Raw genomic sequence first — 18,306 nt, 5'->3', positions numbered from 1 at the left:
TCGCGTGAGCACCGCCGCACCCACGACGCGCAGGCGCCCGGCCGGGTCTCCCCTGGCCGGGTTCCTCCTGCGCCGGCTCGGAACGTCGATCCTGCTCATGGTGGGCGTGACGATCGTGACCTTCGCGCTGACGAATCTTGTGCCGGGCGACCCGGTCTCGGCCGCGCTCGGCGAGGGCGCATCCCAGAACCCGGCCACGCGCGAGGCCTTCATCCGCGAGCACGGGCTCGATCAGCCAGCCGTCGCCCAATACTTCCTGTACATGGGCAATCTCCTGCAGGGCGACCTCGGCCGCTCGATCGTGACCGGTCGGCCCGTCTCCGCCGACCTCGCGACCGCGGTGCCGGCGACCCTCGAGATCGCCGTCTGCGCCATCGTCGTGAGCCTCGCCCTGAGCATCCTCCTCGGCACCCTGGCCGCCTATCGCCGCGGGCTCGTCACCGACCAGATCGTTCGCGTCGTGACCCTCGTCGGCCTCAGCATCCCGACGTTCTGGCTCGCGCTGCTGTGCTTCTCGTTCTTCTTCCTCCAGCTCGGCATCGCGCCCGGCTCCGGCCGCATCTCACCCGCGATCACGCCACCGCCGACGATCACCGGCCTCTACACGGTCGACTACCTGCTGAACGGCGACCCGGTGGGCTTCCTCGACGCCCTCGCACACCTCGCCCTGCCCGTGCTCGTGCTCTCGCTCGTCACCACCGGGCTGCTGACCCGCTTCATCCGCACCGCCGTGCTCGAGGTGCTTTCGAGCGACTACGTGCGGGCCGCACGGGCCAAGGGGCTCTCGGGCGCCCGCGTCGTCTTCGACTACGTGCTCCGAGGAGCGGCCCTGCCCATCCTGACCGTCACCGGCGTCGCCTTCGGGGCGCTGCTGTCGGGAACGGTGCTCGTCGAATCGGTGTTCGCCTGGCCCGGCCTCGGCACGTACGCGTACAACGCGGCCGCGAACCTCGACCTCAGCGCCATCATGGGCGTCGGCCTCGTCGTCGGGCTCGTCTACCTCGTCATCAACCTCATCGTGGACCTCCTCTACGGCGTGCTCGACCCGAGGGTGAGACTCGCATGACCACTCGTCCCGCCCGCCCGGCACGCTGGACCGCTCGCCGCTGGCCCCAAGCCTGGCGCAGCCCCCTCGGCATCATCGGGGCCGTCATCGTCATCGTATGGATCGTGATCGCCTTCACCGCGCAGTGGTGGGTGCCGTACCCGCCGAACGCACAGGTGCTGCCGCGCCTGCAGGAGCCCGGCGTCGCCACGATCCTCGGAACCGACGGCACCGGACGCGATGTCTTCTCGCGCCTCATGAGCGGAGCGACCGTCACGATTCCGCTCTCACTCATCCTCGTCGTCGCCGCCCTCGTCATCGGCACGGTCGTCGGGGCCGTCGCCGGCTACTTCGGCGCCTGGATCGACGAGGTGCTCATGCGCGTCACCGACCTCGTAATGGCTTTCCCCACCGTGATCCTCGCGATGGTCGTCACGGCGTCGCTCGGGCCGTCGCTGTACAACGCCGTCATCGCGGCGGTCGTCGTGTCGTGGCCGCAATATGCGAGACTCACCCGGAGTATCGTGCTCTCGCTCCGCTCACAGAACTACGTCGTCGCCGGTCGCCTCCTCGGGCACTCGCCGCTCCGCAGCCTCTGGAGCGACATCCTGCCGAACATCGCCGGCCCGGTGGTCGTGCTCGCAACCCTCGACGTCGGCACTGCCATCCTGCTGCTCTCCGGGCTCTCCTTCCTGGGCCTCGGCGCGCAACCGCCGACGGCGGAGTGGGGCTCGATGATCTCCTCGGCCATGCAGAACTTCGACGCTTGGTGGCTCGGCCTCTTCCCGGGCCTGGCGATCCTCACCGTCGTCCTGGCGTTCAACTTCCTGGGCGATGCGCTGCGCGACGTGCTCGACCCCGCCTCCGAAGTTGCACGCGAGATCGCGACCGGGCCGGCTTCGGACGGGGCGGTCGAGGCCGCCGAGTCCGCCGGCGCCTCGCCGCTCGCGCCCGGGCTGCCGGCGGCCGGACCCGACGGAGGTCGTTCATGAGCGCACTCGTCATAGACGACCTCCGCATCGAGCACGGCGGCCGCCCCCTCGTCCGCGGTGTCGACCTCGAGCTGCGGCCCGGTCGGGTGCAGGGCCTCGCCGGTGAATCCGGATCGGGCAAGACCCTCACTTCCCTCGCCGTGCTCGGGCTGCTCCCGCGGGGCATGCGGGTGTCGGGCTCGATCCGCCTCGACGAGACCGAACTGCTCGGTCTGCCCGGGCGACGCCTGAACGCGATCCGCGGGCGCCGCATCGCGATGGTGTTCCAGGATCCCTCGTCAGCGCTGCACCCGCAGCTCACCGTCGGCCACCAGCTGACCGACCACATCCGTACCCACCTCGGGCTCGGTCGGGCCGCCGCTCGCTCCCGCGCCGAGGCGCTCCTCGACCGGGTGCAGCTGCCCGATCCGGCAGCGGCGCTGCGGAGGTACCCGCACCAGTTCTCGGGCGGGCAGCGTCAGCGCATCGCCATCGCGTCCGCGCTCGCCTGCGACCCCGACGTGCTGCTCGCCGACGAACCGACGACCGCCCTCGACGTGACCGTGCAGGCCGGCATCCTCGCCCTGCTGCGCGAACTCGCCGTCGAACGCTCGCTCGCCATGCTCCTCGTCACCCACGACCTCGGCGTGATGAGCGCGATCGCCGACGACGTCGCCGTCATGCGCGACGGCCGCATCGTCGAGTCGCAACCGCGCGCGGCCCTCTTCACCGCGCCGGAGCACGACTACACCCGTCAGCTGCTCGCCGCCCTGCCCGGCTCGGGCCGGGGCGGGAGCGACGGCAGCGAACAGGAGGCCGGCCGATGACCGGGACCCGGGTCCTCGACGTGGAACGGCTCGTCGTCCGCTACCCCGGGCACCCGCCCGTGACCGCCGTCGACGGCGTCTCCCTCGAAGTCGGCACCGGTCGCACCGTCGCCCTCGTCGGGGAGAGCGGATCGGGCAAGTCGAGCCTCGCACGCGCCGTCGTCGGCATCGAACGGCCCGCCGAGGGCCAGGTGCGCTTCGACGGCGCCCCCGTGCCGCCGCTCGGGCTGCGACGCCGGACGGGTGCGTTCACCGGTATCCAGATGGTGTTCCAGGACCCGTCGACCTCCTTGAACCCCAGGCGCCGCATCGGCGATCAGATCGCCGACGGCGCCCGCGCAGCCGCGGCGCGAGGACAGCAGCCGGGCACCCCCGAGGAGTGGCTCGAACGCGTCGGCCTTCCGGCGGCGGCCGTCGCCAGCTACCCGCACGCGTTCTCCGGTGGGCAGAAGCAGCGCATCGCGATCGCCCGTGCGCTCGCCGCCCGACCCCGCCTCCTCGTCGCCGACGAACCCATTTCCGCCCTCGACGCGTCGACGCAGGCGAGCGTCGCGCAGCTCATGCGCGACCTCGTCGCCGAGATCGGCGCGGGCATGCTGTTCATCTCGCACGACCTCGCGGTCGTCCGCCGCATCGCCGACGACGTCCACGTGATGTACGCGGGCCGCGTCGTCGAGTCGGGGCCGACCGACCGCGTCTGGGCCGGCGCGACGCATCCGTACACTCGGGCCCTGCTCGCGGCGGTGCCCGAACCGGACGGCGCCGGGCGCATCCCTCGCGCGCCCAGCACCGAGGAACGCGCCGCCTGGGCGGACGCCCCGGCCGTGTACACCGGCGCATAGCGGGCCGGGCGCGGCGCGCGTCCCTACGCCGCGCCCTGGCCGCTGTCGATTCGTCACTCTCGACAGTCGACGCCCACTCGCACTGTTCCTCGGTGACGAATCGACGACGACGCCCATCGCACCGTGAGTGGACAAGAATGCAGGGTTGCGCCGCGCCCGCACCCTGCATTCTTGTCCACTCACGTTCCGCGGGGTGCGGCGCGGACGCGCGCCCGGGTGCGCGTCAGCGGAGGGCGTCGAGGCTGCGGAAGAGTTCGTGCCGCCACCACGCGTAGTCGTGCCCGCCGGCATAGGGCGTGAAGGCGGCGTCGAAGCCGCGCGCGGCGGCGAGCTCCGCGAAGCGGCGGGCGTGCGGGGCGATGACCGGTTCCCAGTCGCCGGCGCTCAGCATGAGCCGTGCGGCGGGCGGATGCCGGTCGAGCCGCGCGGCGAGGTCGCCCGTGCCCGGCTCCCCCGCGGCGCCCGGGCGCCCGCCCGGATCCGCGGCGTCGGCCCGGAAGTGGAAGGAGCCGCTGCGGGCGATCGCCGTGCCGGCGAGATCCGGGCGCGTGATGGCGATGCCCGCTGCGGCGAGCCCGCCGAAACTCTCCCCCGACACGACCGTGTGCTCCGCGGCGTACCGGATGCCCGCCCCGGCGAGCGCGGGCAGCACCTGCGTCTCGAGCAGCGCGGCGGCGGCGACCGGATCGGGCAGTTGGCGGGCGCGCACATCGAGCGAGATCGCATCGACCAGGGCGACGGCGAACGGCGGACCCTCGCGGCGCACGAGGGCGTCGGCGATGCCCAGCCCATGCCAGGTCTCGCCGTCGAACAGGACGAGCAGGCGGCCGGGGCGGGCGCCCTCCGGCATCCACACCCGGATGCTGCGCGGGCCGTGCTCGGGGTCGTGCGCGACGAGCGTTCGGAGCGTGCCGGGTGTGCGCACGGGCGCGCCGGCCGCCCAGGCCGGGTGCACGGGCGCGGCCGGCATCGTAAGCACGGACGAGGCGTCGCCGAGGGGGTTCGGGATGCGCTCGGCGCCATGCGGATCTGGGACGCCGAGACGGTGCACCCGGCGCCAGCCGTCGCGCGTGCGGCCGGCATCCACCGGCAGCTCCGGATCGCTCGCGAAGCGGTAGCTGGCCGCCGCCCGCTCGTCGATGAGGACGGTCGCCGCGAGCACCCCCGGCGCGACCCGTTCCAGAAGCGCCGGCGTCACATCGGCACGATGCTGATCGGTGAGCCCGTTGACGTGGAGCAGCACGCGGGCGCGCGGGTCGGCATCCGCCCACGAGAACGTCACCGCGCGGTACGCACGCCCGCCTCGCACGACGCGTTCCCCGATGCGCGGCGGGCCGGCCTCCGCGATCGGCGGATTCGGCACCCGCACGATGCCGCGCGAGGGGTCGGGGCCGCCTGTGGGCGCCTGCGCGGGTTCGGGGGTGGATGCCGGATGCACGCCCTCGATGCTAGGCGGCGCCGCTGGGGCGCGGCCGAACTCGCCCTCGAAGGCCCGATCTCCTGGTGCCGGGATTCGAGAACTCCACCGGGAGATCGGCGCTCCTGCGGGTCGCCGACCTGGCATCGGCGCGCCGGGGCAGCCATGCGCTCGGGCTTCGACGCTCGGCGTCCGTGCCCTCCGGCATCCACACCTGGACCCGCGCACCACGTCCCGACCTCAGCATGCAGGAGTGCGAACCTCCCGCAGGAGTGCCGGGATTTCGGTACTCCTGCGGGAGATCGGCACTCCTACGCGAGCGTTCACGGGAGATCGGCACTCCTGGGCGAGCGTTCACGGGAGATCGGCACTCCTGGGCGAGCGTTCACGGGAGATCGGCACTCCTGGGCGAGCGTTCACGGGAGATCGGCACTCCTGCGGGTCGCCGACCGGGCAGCGGCGCGCCGACGCGGCCGCGCGCCACGGCATCCACACCCCGGAACTCAGCCCATCGGCAGGGCGCGGCCCGTCTCGATGTAGCTCTTCCAGCTCGACAGCACGAGCGGCCACGATTCGCTCGTATGCTCGCGGGCGGGGTTGCCGGGGCTCCACTCGTCGTTCGTGAACACGACCTTCGACAGGCCGGGCCCGGCCGGCTCGATCCGCCAGGTCATCCGGCTGGTGAGTTCGGCGTGGTTGTCGCGGTAACTCGGCCCGGGGTGCTCGACGAGCTGCAGGATGCGCGGCGCCTCGGCCTGCAGCACCTCGCCGTAGACGTGCACGGTCTCCGCGCCGTCCTCGCCCGGGCCGACGTACTCGTAGCGACCGCCGGGGGCGAGTTCGCCGCGCAGCACGCTGCCCCACATGACGGCGCGATTGCCGGCGTCGCCCGTGATCGCGTCCCACACGGTCTGCGGCTCGGCGGCGACGAAGAAGGTGGATTCGAATGCGGTGTCTTCTGCGATTTCGGTCATGCTCCGACGGTATGGATGCCGCGGGGCGCCCGTCTTGCACGAACGCGACAGCGGGGGCGGTGTCGGGCGGCGGGGGCCGCGGGGCCGGGCGGCGGCGCGGGGCGGGCGGCGCGAAAGGCAGGCCGAATCGACCGGGTGGCACCGAAACAGGCCGAATCGACCGCACCGGCGACGGGATGGCCTGCTTCCGTGACGGTGGGGCGCGTCCCAGCCTGTCGTGGCGGCGCGAGTGGATGCCGCCGGGCGCGGCGGGCGATGTCGGTGGGGGTATCCATACTGGGGCCATGGACGACCGGCACTGGCGGGCGCGCGCGGGCGCGCCGAGGAGTCGCGGGGTGCTTGCCGCACAGCCGGGGCAGCCCGCGCTCGCCGTCGACGGCGACGACCGGCAGCCGGTGCGCATGAGCCGGCGCCCGCCCGCGCCCGGGCTCGCGGAGCTCGTGCGGCACGTCTGGATCCCCCGCTGGCGGCTGCCGCCCGGGGCGAGCGTCGCGCAGCGGGTGCTCGAGTATCCGTCGACGAACCTCGTCGTCGAATCGGGCGATCGGCGCGCGATCGTGCACGGCCCCTCGCCCGGGATGTCGACCCGGGCACTCGAGGGCGACGGGTGGGCGTTCGGCGTGCTGCTGCAACCCGGCACGGCCCGCGCGCTGCTCGGCATCGCGCCGCGCGAGCTGATCGGCCGATCGGCGCCGGTGTCCGCCCCCGGCGCGGAGCGGATGGCGGCGGGCGTCGCGGCATCCATAGCGGGCGGCGACGACGATGCCGCGATCGCGACGTTCGAGCGCTGGCTCGGCGGGCTGGGTCTCGAACCGGCGCCCCGGGCGCGGCTCGTACGCGAGCTCGTGGCGCGCGCCGAGGACGACCGCGGCATCGTGCGGGTCGAGCAGCTCGCGGAGATCGCCGGGACGGGGGTGCGCCGGCTCGAACGCCTCGTCCGCGAGGAGCTCGGGCTCACACCGAAGTGGCTGATCCGCCGCTACCGCTTGCAGGAGGCGTCCGCGCGGCTCGCCGAGCCCGGGCATCCGCCGCTGGCCGAACTCGCCGCATCCATCGGATACGCCGATCAGGCGCATTTCACGCGCGAGTTCCGCACGGTCATCGGCGTGCCGCCCGGCCGCTACGCTCGCGAGGCCCGCGCCGAGCGCTGAAGCCGGGCGCTCCGCGAGACCCGCACCGGGCCCTGAAGCCGGGCGCTCCGCGAGACCCCGGGCGCGTCAGGCCCGGCCGCCCACCGAAGCCCGGTCGGCCGCGTCACGCGCGACGTTCCGCCCGCCTCGGCCGCGTCAGGCGCGACGCTTCTCGCGGACGTAGACCTCGCGTCTCGCCGCCTCGGCCGCGTCAGGCGCGACGCTTCTCGCGGACGTAGACCTCTCGTCGCACGCGGGCGACGACGTCGCCCTCCCGGTCGGTGATCTCGGTCTCGAACCATTCGAGGACTTTCGCGCCCCCGCGGGCACGCTCGCGCAGTTCCTCGGCCTTGGCTCGGGGCACCTCGAAATGCGCCGACAGCACACCGCGGCCCGGCTTGACGAACTCGATCTCACCGCGCGTGTCCCACACCATGTAGTCGCGGCCGAGCTGGTGCATGACGAGCATGAAGTAGTACGGGTCGGTCATCGCCGACATCGAACCGCCGAACGCGGTCTTCACGAAGTTGCGGGTGAAGACGTTGACGTGCAGTTCGACGTCGGCGCTCGTCCAGTCGTCGGCGAACCGCCTGACGCGGATGCCGCTGAACAGGTTCGGGATCCACAGGCTCATGCCGACGGCGAGTCGTCTCGGGGTCATGCGCATGGGCACGATCATGCCCGCGAATGGATGCCGGTGCGAACCCGTTGTGCGGTTCGGCCAAATGGCCGGGCGCCGGTCGGGCATCGGCCAGGCGCCGGTCGGGCACCTCCGGGCGCCGGTCGGGCACCTCCGGGCACCGGTCGGCCGCCGGTCGGGCCGCCGCCGGACGGGCTGCCGTCGGACGGGCCGCCGCCGGACGGGCCGCCGCCGGTCGACCTCCGCCGGGCCACCACCGGCATCCGGCGGCGCGGTGGTCGGGCCGGCACTCCGGGCGTCGCACTTCTGCGCAATGCAGGAACGCACACGGTGTGTCGCACCCTGCGATGCGGCAGCACCGCCCGCGACACGACTGCGCTCCTGCATTGCGCAGGAGGAAGGGGCGGCGAATGCGCAGGAGGAGAGGGCGGCGGGGCGAGCGCGGGCGGCGGGGCGGGCGGGGAGTGTCGGTGGGGGCGGGCAGGATGGGCGCATGGATACCGTGGCGTGGTTGCTCGAGGCGGAGGACCCCTCGATCCGGTGGCAGGCGATGCGCGACCTGGGCGGTTCGCCGCCGGCCGAGGTGGCCGCCGAACGGGCGAAGGTCGCCACGGAGGGCTGGGGTGCGCGTCTGCTCGCCCTGCAGCCGGCCGATGGATGCTGGGGCGGCGACGTCTACGGCGAGAACGGCGACCGGCGGAGCGTCACCTGGACCCTGCACCTGCTGCGCCGCCTCGGGATCGACCCCGCCCAAGCGCCGGTGCGCGAGGCCGTGGAACGCGTGCGCACCGGCGTGCACTGGCGCGAGCAGGAGGGCGGGCTCCCGTACTTCGAGGGCGAGGTCGAAGCCTGCATCAACGGCGGCGTGCTCGCCCTCGGCGCGTATTTCGGGGTGCTGGACGGCGCCGACCGTCTCATCGACGTGCTGCTGTCGGAGCAGCTCGATGACGGCGGATGGAACTGCGACGCCCCCGAGTCGCAACGCTCCTCGTTCGACTCGACGCTGTGCGTGCTCGAAGGGCTCGCCGAGTTCGAGCGGGCCACGGCATCCACCCGCCCCGACGTCGAGACGGCACGCCGCCGCGGCGAGGAGTACCTGCTGGAACGCAACCTCTACCGCCGGCTCAGCACGGGCGAGATCGTGCTGCCGCGGTACGCGAACTTCGCGTTCCCGCCGTACTGGACGTACGACGTGCTGCGCGCCCTCGACTACTTCCGCGGCACCGGCGATCCGCCCGACCCCCGCATCGGCCCGGCCATCGAACTCCTCCTGCACGCCCGCGACGCCGACGGACCATGGCCGGCCGGTGCGCCGTGGGAGGGCGAGGTCTACTTCGCGGTGGATGCCCCGGAAGGCCGCCCCAGCCCGTGGAACACCCTGCGCGCGCTACGCGTGCTCGACTGGGCGCGATAGGGCGCAGCCGCGCCGAGCCGCCGTCCACGCGGACCGCCGCCGACGCGACGCCTACTGCGCGAGCGGGTGCGTGCGCGAGCAGGTGCCTGCGCGAGCAGCTTGCCTACGCGAGGCGACGGAGGAGGGCGGCGAGCGTCGCCTGCTCCTGGGCGGTGAGTTCGGCGAGCTCGATCGCTTCGCGTTCGGCGAGTCCGCGCATCGCCTCGTCGACCCGCGTCACTCCCTCGGCGGTGATGCGGACGAGCACGCTGCGCCCATCGCGGGGGTTCGGGCGGCGTTCGACGAGCCCGCGGCGCACGAGGTTCTCGATGCGGTTCGTCATCGCGGCGCTGCCGATCATCGTCGCCGCGATCAGTTGGGCCGGGCTGAGTTCGTGCGGCGGCTCCTCACGACGGAGGGCGGCGAGCACGTCGAACTCCCATGCGGCGAGCCCGGCGGACTTGAACGCCTCGCCGCGCAGCTTCGCGAGACGGTTCGCCGCACGGCGCAGGCGCGACATGACGTCGAGGGGCGTGAGGTCGACGGCGGGCAGTCGCCGCGACCAGGCGTCGATCAGCAGATCGACCTCGTCATCGCGTTGGCTCGCATCCATACTCCGAAGGTACCGGCTCGCACTCCGTGCGCCGCGGAGTGCGGATGCCGCGGGCGCCCGCTCAGAAGAGCGTCGCCGCGGGGGCCGACGGGCCGCCGGTACGACCGGCGCCCGGAGCGGCGGCATCCGGCGCGGCGGCATGCGGCTGCGCACCGGCATCCGCTCCGCCCGGCGCGACCGCCCTGCGCGGCTCGCCCGGAAAGCCCGGTCCGGCATCCACCGCAGAACCGCGCTGGTAGGCGATCGCCGCCCCGCGGGCACGCTCGTCGGCGGCTTCGTTCAGCGGGTGTCCGGTGTGGCCGCGGATCCACTCGAAGCGGTAGCGGCGCCCCTGGATCGCCTCGTCGAGCTGCTTCAGGATCTCGACGTTCATGACGGGCTTGCCGTCTGCCTTGCGCCAGCCCTTGCGCTTCCAGCCCGGCATCCACTTCGTGACCGAGTTGATGACGTACTGGCTGTCGCAGAGGATGACGAGGTCCTCGTCGCGGTGGGCGGTCGCGCGGAAGAGCTCGAGCACCGCCGTCAGTTCGCCGATGTTGTTCGTGCCGTGCCGCCAGCCGCCGGCCGCCCACGTGCCCTCGTCGACGTACCAGGCCCAGCCGGCGGGCCCGGGGTTGCCGAGGGCGGATCCGTCGGCGGCTGCGGTGATCGTCACAGGTGCTCCTGGGGGTCGGGTGGATCGGGGCGGGTGGATGGCGGGTCGCGCGAACGGCCCGCTCAGGCGTCGCGCGAGGGCTTGTGCCGGGGCTTGCGGGCCGGGCGGTCATCGTGGTCGCGGGCCTCGGGGCGATCCCGGTCGTCCCGGCGGTCGGCGCGATCGTCGCGGTCGCTCCGGTCGTCGCGACGGCGGTCGTCGCGTTCGAATCGGCCCCCGCGATCGTACCGGTCGCCGCGGTCCCCGTCGCGATCCCGGCCGTATCGGCCGCCCCGGTCGCCGTCGCGATCCCGGCCGTATCGGTCGCCGCGGTCCCCGTCGCGATCCCGGCCGTATCGGCCGCCGCGATCCGCATCCCGGTCGTATCGGCCCCCGCGGTCGCCGTCGCGCCCGTATCGGCCTCCGCGATCCCCGTCGCGGTCGGAACGATCCCGGTCGGAACGCCCGCCGCGGTCGGCCCGCGAGGGGCGGCCGCGATCCACACGCAGCTCGATGGGCCGGCCGTTGATGCGCGTGCCGCCGAGCCGGTCGAAGACCTCCTGCGGGAGGTCGGCGGGCAGCTCGACGAGCGAGAAGTCCTGGCGGATGTCGATCGCGCCGAAGTCCTCGCGGCGCAGGCCCCCCTCGTTGGCGAGGGCGCCGACGATCTGGCGCGGATCCACCCGCTGGCGCCGGCCGACGGCGATGCGGTAGTTCGCGAAGCCCGACGCGGGCCGGGCACGGCGGTCCGGTCGGCGGTCGCGGTCGTCGCGATCGAAGCGGTCGCCGCGGTCGAAGCGGTCGTCGCGGCCGCCGGCGCGGTCGTCGCGTCGGCGCTGCTCGCGGAACGGGCGGTCGTCCTCCGGCGAGAGCAGCAGCGGCTCCTCGCCCTGGGCGAGCACGGCGAGGGCGGCTGCGACATCCGCCTCCGGAACGTCGTGGTGCTCGACGTAGTGAGCGATGATCTCGCGGAACCGTTCGATGCGGTTCGTCTCGCCGAGCGCGGCGGTGATGCCGTCGTCGAAACGCGCCAGGCGGGTCGCGTTGACCTCGTCGACGCTCGGCAGCTGCATCTGCGTGAGCGGCTGCCGAGTCGCCCGCTCGATCGAGTTCAGCAGGCGGCGCTCGCGAGGCGTGACGAAGCTGATCGCCTCGCCCGAGCGGCCGGCGCGGCCCGTGCGGCCGATGCGGTGGACGTAGGACTCGGTGTCGATGGGGATGTCGTAGTTGACGACATGGCTGATGCGGTCGACGTCGAGGCCGCGGGCGGCGACGTCGGTGGCGACGAGGATGTCGAGTTTGCCGGCCTTCAGCTGGTTCACGGTGCGCTCGCGCTGCGCCTGCGCGACATCGCCCGAGATCGCGGCGGCGGAGTAGCCGCGCGCCCGCAGCTTCTCGGCGAGCGTCTCGGTCTCGTTCTTCGTGCGGACGAAGACGATCACCCCGTCGAAGGGTTCGACCTCGAGGATGCGCGTCAGGGCATCCACCTTCTGGGCGTACGAGACGACGAGGTAGCGCTGGGCGATGTTCGCCGAGGTCGTCGTCTTCGCCTTGACGTTGATCTCTTCGGGGTCGTTCAGATACCGCGACGAGATGCGGCGGATCGCCGGGGGCATCGTCGCCGAGAACAGGGCGACCTGCTTGTCGTCGGGGGTGTCGGCGAGGATCGTCTCGACGTCCTCGGCGAAGCCCATCTTCAGCATCTCGTCGGCCTCGTCGAGCACGAGGTACTTCAGCTCGGAGAGATCCAGGGTGCCCTTGTCCAGGTGGTCCATGATGCGGCCCGGGGTGCCGACGACGATCTGCACGCCGCGCCGGAGCGCCGACAGCTGCACGCCGTAGCCCTGGCCGCCGTACACGGGCAGCACGTGCACGCCGCGAAGGTGTGCGGCGTACCGCTCGAACGCCTCGCACACCTGCAGGGCGAGCTCGCGGGTGGGCGCGAGGACGAGGGCCTGCGGGGCCTTCTGCGCGGGATCCAGTCGCGACAGGATCGGCAGCGCGAACGCGGCCGTCTTGCCCGTGCCGGTCTGGGCGGTGCCGAGCACGTCGCGGCCGGCGAGCAGCGGCGGGATCGTCGCGGCCTGGATCGCCGACGGCGTCTCGTAGCCGACGTCCTTCAGGGCCTTCAGGACGCGGTCGTCGAGGCCGAGGCCGGCGAAGCCGGCGTCCTCGGGCACGGACGGCGACTCGGACGCGGGCGGCGCATCCTGGGTCGCGGCAGGTTCAGCGGGCGACGACTCCGCGTCGGACGGTTCGGCGTCGGTCGCCGCCGGCTCGGTCGACTCGGCCGGCGCGGCCTCGGTCGGCCCAGCGGTCGACTCGCTCGTCGACTCGCTCGTCGGCTCGGTAGTCGGCTCGGCCGACGTAGCCTCCGCCGGCTCGGCGGTCGCCGCATCGTTCTGTGGCGCATCCGCCTCGTTCTGGGCATCCATTGCGCTCATGCACTCAACGGTAGTCGCTCGCCCTGTGGGAACACCGGTGCGGGTCCCACCGCCGCGAGCCGTCGGCCCCTGACGCTCCGGCCGGCGCGGCATCCGCCCGTCGGGGAACCCGGCCGAAACGCCGTCGTGCGGCGGATGCGCGCGGCGTCTCGGCCGGTTCCCCCGGCGGAGCGCAGGCGCGACCGCCGTAGCAAGCGGCGGGCACCAGGCGGCGGGGCCGGATGCCGCGCACGGATGCGACGCGGTGGATGCCCGTGCGCGGATGCCGTGGGCGCCGGGGCGTAGCCTGGCGGAATGACGACCTTCTTCCTCGCACGGCACGGCGAGACGGTCTGGCACGCCGAGCATCGCTACGCGGGCAACTCGGACGTGGCGCTCACCCGGCACGGCCTCGGGCAGGCGGCCGCCCTCGGGGCGTGGGCGGTGGATGCCGCGCTCGACGCGATCGTCGCCTCGCCCCTCAGTCGCGCGAAGCGCTCGGCGGCCCCGTCCGCCGAGACCACCGGCCTCGAGCTGCGAGTGGATGCCCGGCTCACCGAGATCGACTTCGGCGAGGCCGAGGGGCTCTCCCCCGCCGAACTGGAAGCGCGGCTTCCGGAAGCGTGGGCTGCGTTCCGCGAAGCGCCGGCCACGCAGCCGTTCCCCGGCGGCGAGAGCGGGCGCGACGGCGTCGCCCGCGCACTGCCGGTCTTCAACGAACTCGCCGAGGAGTTCCCCGACGGGCGGGTGCTCATCGTGGCCCACGCCACCCTCATCCGGCTGCTGTTCTGCGAACTCGCCGGCATGGATCCGGACGGCTACCGCGACCTGCTGCCCGTGCTCGGCAACTGCACCGTCACCACGGTCGTCTACCCGTGGGCGACGGAGTCGCGCGCGGTGCACCGGCCCCGCATCCGCCTCCTCGGCTACGACGTGCCGCCCTGGAGCGCAGGCCCCTGAATCCTGCGCCAGACGGTGCGGCCGGCATCGAATTTAACTAAGATTCGAAACCATGGAGCGAGCGCGAGTGGATGCCGGTGACGCCCCCGAGGTGCGGGGCGCCGCGGCATCCGCACCCGATGCCGCCAAGCCCGCCCCCACGAAATCCGCCCGCACCCGCGAACGCATCCTCGACGCCGCCGCGCACGTCCTGAGCCGCAAAGGCTACGCCGGCACGCGCCTCGCCGACGTCGCCGCGCACGCCGGCGTGCAGGCGCCGGCGATCTACTACCACTTCGCCTCGCGCGACGAACTCATCGAAGAGGTCATGTGGGTCGGTGCGGCGCGCGTGCACGCGCATGTCGTCGCCGAACTCGACGCGCTGCCGACCGAGGCGACCCCGCTGGAGCGCATCCTGAAGGCCGTCGAGGAGCACCTGCGTTACGAGCTGGCGATCTCGGACTACACGACGGCATCCATCCGCAACGCGAACCAGGTGCCCGAGGAGCTGCGCGCGAAATCGGCGGCCGAGGAGGCCGCATACGCGCGGCTCTGGCGCGATCTGCTCATCGCGGCGCAGGAGGCCGGGCAGCTGCGGGCGGATCTGGATGTGACCGTGTCGCGGTTCCTGCTGCTCGGCGCGATGAACTGGGCGGCGGAATGGTGGAACCCCAGGCACCGCACCCTCGAAGACCTCGTCGCCGCCACCCAGGAACTCGTCCGGCACGGCCTCGGCGCACCCCCGCCGGTTGAGTAGCGACGCAGTCGCGTATCGAGACCCCCACGGCACCGGGTTTCGATACGGCGCTAGCGCGCCTCCTCAACCGGCGGGTGGGCGCGCCCTCGCCGGTCGAGTAGCGACGCAGTCGCGTATCGAGACCCCCACGGCACCGGGTTTCGATACGGCGCTAGCGCGCCTCCTCAACCGGCGGGGTGGGCGCGCCCTCGCCGGTCGAGTAGCGACGCAGTCGCGTATCGAGACCCCCGCGGCACCGGGTTTCGATACGGCGCTAGCGCGCCTACTCAACCAGCGGGTGGGCGCGGTCCGCCGGTCGAGTAGCGACGCAGTCGCGTATCGAGACCGAGGGTTTCGATACGGCGCTGCGCGCCTACTCAACCAGCGGGGTCGGCGCGGTCCGCCGGTCGAGTAGCGACGCAGGAGCGTATCGAGACCAAGGGGTTTCGATACGGCGCTTCGCGCCTACTCAACCGGCGATACGGCGCTTCGCGCCTCCTCAACCGACGGGGGCGACCGCCGGTTCGCCGAAGAGGGCGAGCTTGGCCCGAAGCACCGCCTCGGCGTCGGCGACGATGCGTCGCACGACCTCGCCCGCGTTCGGGATGTCGCGGATGAGGCCCTGCACGAGGCCGACGGTCCAGATGCCGGCGTCGAGATCGCCGTCCTCGAAGACCTTGCGGCCGCGGGCACCGGCGACGAGCGGCTGCACGTCCGGGAACTGCCCGCCGGCGGCCAGGATCTCCACGACCTCGTCGCTGACGGCGTTCTTCGCGACCCGGGCGGTATTGCGGAGGCTCCGGAAAATCAGGTTCGTGTCGAGCTCGCTCGCCTCGACGATGCGCTCTTTCACCGTCTGCGAGATGGGCGATTCGACGGTGCACATGAAGCGCGAGCCCATGTTGACGCCGTCGGCGCCGAGCGCGAGGGCTGCGGCCAGGCCGCGCCCGTCGCCGAAGCCGCCGGAGGCAATGAACGGGATGGAGAGGGCGTCGGCCGCGGCCGGGATGAGGACGAGGCCGGGCACGTCGTCTTCGCCCGGATGCCCGGCGCATTCGAAACCGTCGATCGAGACGGCGGTCACGCCGAGCTTCTCGGCCTTCAGGGCGTGCCGCACGCTCGTGCACTTGTGGATGACCTTGATGCCGTGCTCCCGGAACATCTCCATGTGCGGCTCGGGGCTCGACCCGGCGGTCTCGACGATGGTGACGCCCGCATCCACGATCGCCCGCCGGTATTCGTCGTAGGGCGGCGGGTTGATCGAGGGGAGGATCGTGAGGTTCACGCCGATCGGCTTGTCGGTCAGGCGCCGGGCCCGCTCGACCTCCTTCACGAGGTCGGCGGGGGTCGGCTGGGTGAGGGCCGTGATGATGCCGAGGCCGCCGGCCTCCGAGACGGCCCCGGCCAGCTCGGCGCGGCCGACCCACATCATGCCGCCCTGCACGATCGGATGCTCGATGCCGATCGCCTCGGTGAAGCGCGTCGTGAGGCTCATTCGTAGACCTCCCCGGTCTCGGCGCGGGCCACGAGGGAGGCCGGCGGCAGGAAGCGGTCGCCGTAGACGGCGGCGAGCTCGCGGGCGCGGGCGACGAATCCGGCCAGGCCCCCCTCGTACTGGTTGACGTACTGCAGCACCCCGCCTGTCCAGGCGGGGAAGCCGATGCCGTAGATCGAGCCGATGTTCGCGTCGGGCACGCTCGTCAGCACCCCGCTGTCGAGGCAGTCGATCGCGTCGAGGGCCTCGGCGAAGAGCATCCGCTCCTGCAGGTCGATGAGCGGCAGCACGGTTCGGCCGGATCCGTATCGTTCGCGCAGCCCAGGCCACAGCCGCATCCGCTTGCCCTGCTCGTCGTAGTCGTAGAACCCGGCGCCCGCCTTGCGGCCGGGCCGGTCGGCATCCACCACCATCCAGTCCATGACGGCCTCGGAGGGGTGCTCGACCCAGGTGCGGCCCTCGGCCTCCTCGGCCGCGCGGGTCTCGAGGCGGATCTTGCGCGACAGTGAGATCGTCAGCTCGTCGAGCAACTGCAGGGCTCCGGCGGGGTACCCGGCCTGCAGTGCGGCCTGCTCGACCGAGGCGGGTTCGACGCCCTCGCCGACGGCGGCGACGGCCTCGGCGATGAACTGCCCGATGACCCGCGAGGTGAAGAAGCCGCGCCGGTCGTTCACGACGATCGGGGTCTTCTTGATCTGCAGCACGTAGTCGAAGGCGCGTGCGAGGGTCTCGTCGCTCGTCGCGGCGCCCCGCACGATCTCGACGAGCGGCATCTTGTCGACGGGCGAGAAGAAGTGCACGCCGATGAAATCGGCGCTGCGCTCGACGCCCTCGGCGAGGAGGGTGATCGGCAGGGTCGAGGTGTTCGAGCCGAGCACGGCGTCGGGCTCCACGAGATCCTGGATCTCTCGGAACACCCCCTGCTTGACCTCGGGCGACTCGAAGACGGCCTCGATGACGAAGTCGACGCCGGCGAAGTCGGCGGCATCGCCTGTCGGGTGGATGCGTGCGAGGAGCGCCTCGGACGCCTCGGGGCTCGTCTTTCCTCGCGCGAGCGCCTTGGCCTCGAGGCCGCGGGCGTAGTCCTTGCCCCGGTCGGCGGCGTCGGCCGAGACGTCTTTCAGCACGACCTCGATGCCGGCCTTCGCCGACACGTAGGCGATCGCGGCGCCCATCATGCCGGCGCCGAGCACGCCGAGCTTCGTCACGGCACGCTTCGGGATGCCCGCGGGGCGCGAGCCGCCGGCGTTGATGTGCTGCAGGTCGAAGAAGAACGCCTTGATCATGTTCTTCGCGACCTGCCCGTGGGTGAGGCCGACGAGCGCACGGGTCTCGACCTTCGAGGCGGTCTCGAAGTCGACGTAGGCGCCTTCGACGGCGGCGGCCATCGCCGCCCGCGGGGCCGGCATCGGGGCGCCCTTGGTCTGCTTGCGGAGCATCGCCGGGATCGCCGGCAGCATGCCGGCCAGGGCCGGCGAGGTCGGCGCGCCGCCGGGCAGGCGGAACCCGTGTTCGTCCCAGGGTTTGACCGGTGCCGGGTTCGCGGCGATCCACGCCCTGGCGGCCGGTATGAGCTCGTCGGCCGTGGCGACGAGCCCGTCGACGAGGCCTGCGGCGAGCGCGTCTGCGGGGGTGAACTTGGTCGCCGGCAGGATCACCTCGGACAGGGCGCGCTGGAGCCCCAGCATACGGACGGTGCGGGTGATGCCGCCGCCGCCGGGCAGGAGCCCGAGCGAGACCTCGGGCAGGCCGAAGCGCACGCCCGTCGCGTCGAGCGCGATGCGATGGTGGCAGGCGAGGGCGACCTCGAAGCCGCCGCCGAGGGCGGTGCCGTGCAGTGCGGCGACGACGGGCTTGCCGAGGAGTTCGAGGCGGCGCAGGTCGGCCTTGACGGCGTCGATGTGCGCGGTCTCTTCGGCGGCCTTGTCGGGGTCGGCGGCGCGCAGCAGGTTCAGGTCGCCGCCGGCGAACCAGCTGCGTTTGGCCGAGGCGAGGACGACGCCGGTGATGGTGTCGCGTTCGGCCTCGAGGCGGTCGACGGTCGCCCGCATGGCGGCGACGTAGTGCGGGTTCATGGTGATGACGGCGTGGTCGGGGTCGTCGAGGGTGACGACGACGATGCCGTCGTCGCCTCGGTGCCAGGCGTAGCCGGTGTAGGCGCCGGACGTGTCGACGTCGGCCCGTTCGATGGTGTCGGTCATGTTCGTTCGCTCCTGTCGTTCCGTGC

At 72.9% G+C, this 18,306-nt stretch carries 16 protein-coding genes; 8 read left to right on the top strand and 8 right to left on the bottom strand.

Going from position 1 to position 18,306, the window contains the following annotated elements:
• The first annotated feature begins 4 nt into the window (after positions 1 to 4).
• From G127AT_RS10820 to G127AT_RS10805, 4 genes are read left to right on the top strand one after another with little or no spacing between them, the layout of a single operon-like run.
• Positions 5 to 1,066, top strand: a complete 1,062-nt coding sequence (locus G127AT_RS10820; RefSeq protein ID WP_244857535.1) for an ABC transporter permease — start codon at positions 5 to 7, stop codon at positions 1,064 to 1,066.
• On the top strand, positions 1,063 to 2,037 hold the full coding sequence (locus tag G127AT_RS10815; RefSeq protein WP_210896779.1) for an ABC transporter permease: 975 nt from the start codon (positions 1,063 to 1,065) through the stop codon (positions 2,035 to 2,037). The genes G127AT_RS10820 and G127AT_RS10815 overlap by 4 nt, the downstream gene beginning before the upstream one ends.
• Positions 2,034 to 2,843, top strand: a complete 810-nt coding sequence (locus G127AT_RS10810) for an ABC transporter ATP-binding protein (RefSeq protein ID WP_210896777.1) — start codon at positions 2,034 to 2,036, stop codon at positions 2,841 to 2,843. The genes G127AT_RS10815 and G127AT_RS10810 overlap by 4 nt, the downstream gene beginning before the upstream one ends.
• A complete protein-coding gene (locus tag G127AT_RS10805; protein WP_210896775.1) occupies positions 2,840 to 3,685 on the top strand; it encodes an ABC transporter ATP-binding protein in 846 nt (281 codons plus the stop codon). Before G127AT_RS10810 ends, G127AT_RS10805 begins: the two co-directional genes overlap by 4 nt.
• Positions 3,686 to 3,908: 223 nt before the next feature.
• On the opposite strand, the gene G127AT_RS10800 is transcribed toward G127AT_RS10805, so the two are convergent.
• Both G127AT_RS10800 and G127AT_RS10795 read right to left on the bottom strand, forming a co-directional pair.
• A complete protein-coding gene (locus tag G127AT_RS10800) occupies positions 3,909 to 5,123 on the bottom strand; it encodes an enterochelin esterase domain-containing protein (RefSeq protein ID WP_210896773.1) in 1,215 nt (404 codons plus the stop codon).
• 482 nt (positions 5,124 to 5,605) lie between these two features.
• Positions 5,606 to 6,076 carry an SRPBCC domain-containing protein gene (locus G127AT_RS10795; RefSeq protein WP_210896771.1) on the bottom strand — a complete coding sequence of 157 codons (471 nt, stop codon included), beginning with the start codon at positions 6,074 to 6,076 and terminating at the stop codon, positions 5,606 to 5,608.
• Between the two features lie 335 nt (positions 6,077 to 6,411).
• Here G127AT_RS10795 and G127AT_RS10790 point away from each other — a divergent pair, with 335 nt between their 5' ends.
• A complete protein-coding gene (locus tag G127AT_RS10790) occupies positions 6,412 to 7,227 on the top strand; it encodes a helix-turn-helix domain-containing protein (RefSeq protein ID WP_210896769.1) in 816 nt (271 codons plus the stop codon).
• Positions 7,228 to 7,417: 190 nt separating this feature from the next.
• On the opposite strand, the gene G127AT_RS10785 is transcribed toward G127AT_RS10790, so the two are convergent.
• On the bottom strand, positions 7,418 to 7,867 hold the full coding sequence (locus G127AT_RS10785; protein WP_244857534.1) for a PaaI family thioesterase: 450 nt from the start codon (positions 7,865 to 7,867) through the stop codon (positions 7,418 to 7,420).
• A 472-nt stretch (positions 7,868 to 8,339) separates the two neighbouring features.
• On the opposite strand from G127AT_RS10785, the gene G127AT_RS10780 reads away from it, so the two are divergent.
• Positions 8,340 to 9,260, top strand: coding sequence for a prenyltransferase/squalene oxidase repeat-containing protein (locus G127AT_RS10780; RefSeq protein ID WP_210896765.1), 921 nt, complete (start codon positions 8,340 to 8,342; stop codon positions 9,258 to 9,260).
• Between the two features lie 103 nt (positions 9,261 to 9,363).
• On the opposite strand, the gene G127AT_RS10775 is transcribed toward G127AT_RS10780, so the two are convergent.
• The 3 genes from G127AT_RS10775 to G127AT_RS10765 form a co-directional block, all read right to left on the bottom strand.
• Positions 9,364 to 9,852 carry a MarR family winged helix-turn-helix transcriptional regulator gene (locus tag G127AT_RS10775; RefSeq protein ID WP_210896763.1) on the bottom strand — a complete coding sequence of 163 codons (489 nt, stop codon included), beginning with the start codon at positions 9,850 to 9,852 and terminating at the stop codon, positions 9,364 to 9,366.
• Positions 9,853 to 9,913: 61 nt separating this feature from the next.
• Entirely contained in the window at positions 9,914 to 10,507 is a 594-nt protein-coding gene (locus tag G127AT_RS10770) for an RNase H family protein (protein ID WP_210896761.1), read from the bottom strand.
• A 62-nt stretch (positions 10,508 to 10,569) separates the two neighbouring features.
• On the bottom strand, positions 10,570 to 12,930 hold the full coding sequence (locus tag G127AT_RS10765) for a DEAD/DEAH box helicase (RefSeq protein WP_425305855.1): 2,361 nt from the start codon (positions 12,928 to 12,930) through the stop codon (positions 10,570 to 10,572).
• A gap of 294 nt (positions 12,931 to 13,224) precedes the next feature.
• Between G127AT_RS10765 and G127AT_RS10760 the strand changes: the two genes are divergently transcribed.
• Positions 13,225 to 13,869 (top strand): histidine phosphatase family protein, encoded by a 645-nt coding sequence (locus tag G127AT_RS10760; RefSeq protein WP_210896760.1) that lies wholly within the window; start codon positions 13,225 to 13,227, stop codon positions 13,867 to 13,869.
• Between the two features lie 52 nt (positions 13,870 to 13,921).
• Positions 13,922 to 14,605 (top strand): TetR/AcrR family transcriptional regulator, encoded by a 684-nt coding sequence (locus tag G127AT_RS10755; protein WP_210896758.1) that lies wholly within the window; start codon positions 13,922 to 13,924, stop codon positions 14,603 to 14,605.
• Positions 14,606 to 15,083: 478 nt separating this feature from the next.
• On the opposite strand, the gene G127AT_RS10750 is transcribed toward G127AT_RS10755, so the two are convergent.
• Positions 15,084 to 16,079: an NAD(P)H-dependent flavin oxidoreductase gene (locus G127AT_RS10750; RefSeq protein ID WP_210896756.1), complete on the bottom strand. Its 996-nt coding sequence runs from the start codon at positions 16,077 to 16,079 to the stop codon at positions 15,084 to 15,086.
• Complete coding sequence (locus G127AT_RS10745; RefSeq protein WP_210896753.1) at positions 16,076 to 18,280, bottom strand: 3-hydroxyacyl-CoA dehydrogenase NAD-binding domain-containing protein; 2,205 nt, start codon at positions 18,278 to 18,280, stop codon at positions 16,076 to 16,078. The genes G127AT_RS10750 and G127AT_RS10745 overlap by 4 nt, the downstream gene beginning before the upstream one ends.
• Between the last annotated feature and the right edge of the window lie 26 nt (positions 18,281 to 18,306).

Origin of the sequence: Agromyces archimandritae, assembly GCF_018024495.1 — a bacterium.
Taxonomy (GTDB): Bacteria; Actinomycetota; Actinomycetes; order Actinomycetales; family Microbacteriaceae; genus Agromyces; species Agromyces archimandritae.
The sequence above is the reverse complement of the archived record's forward strand: the minus strand, read 5'-3'. Positions and strand labels throughout refer to the sequence as shown.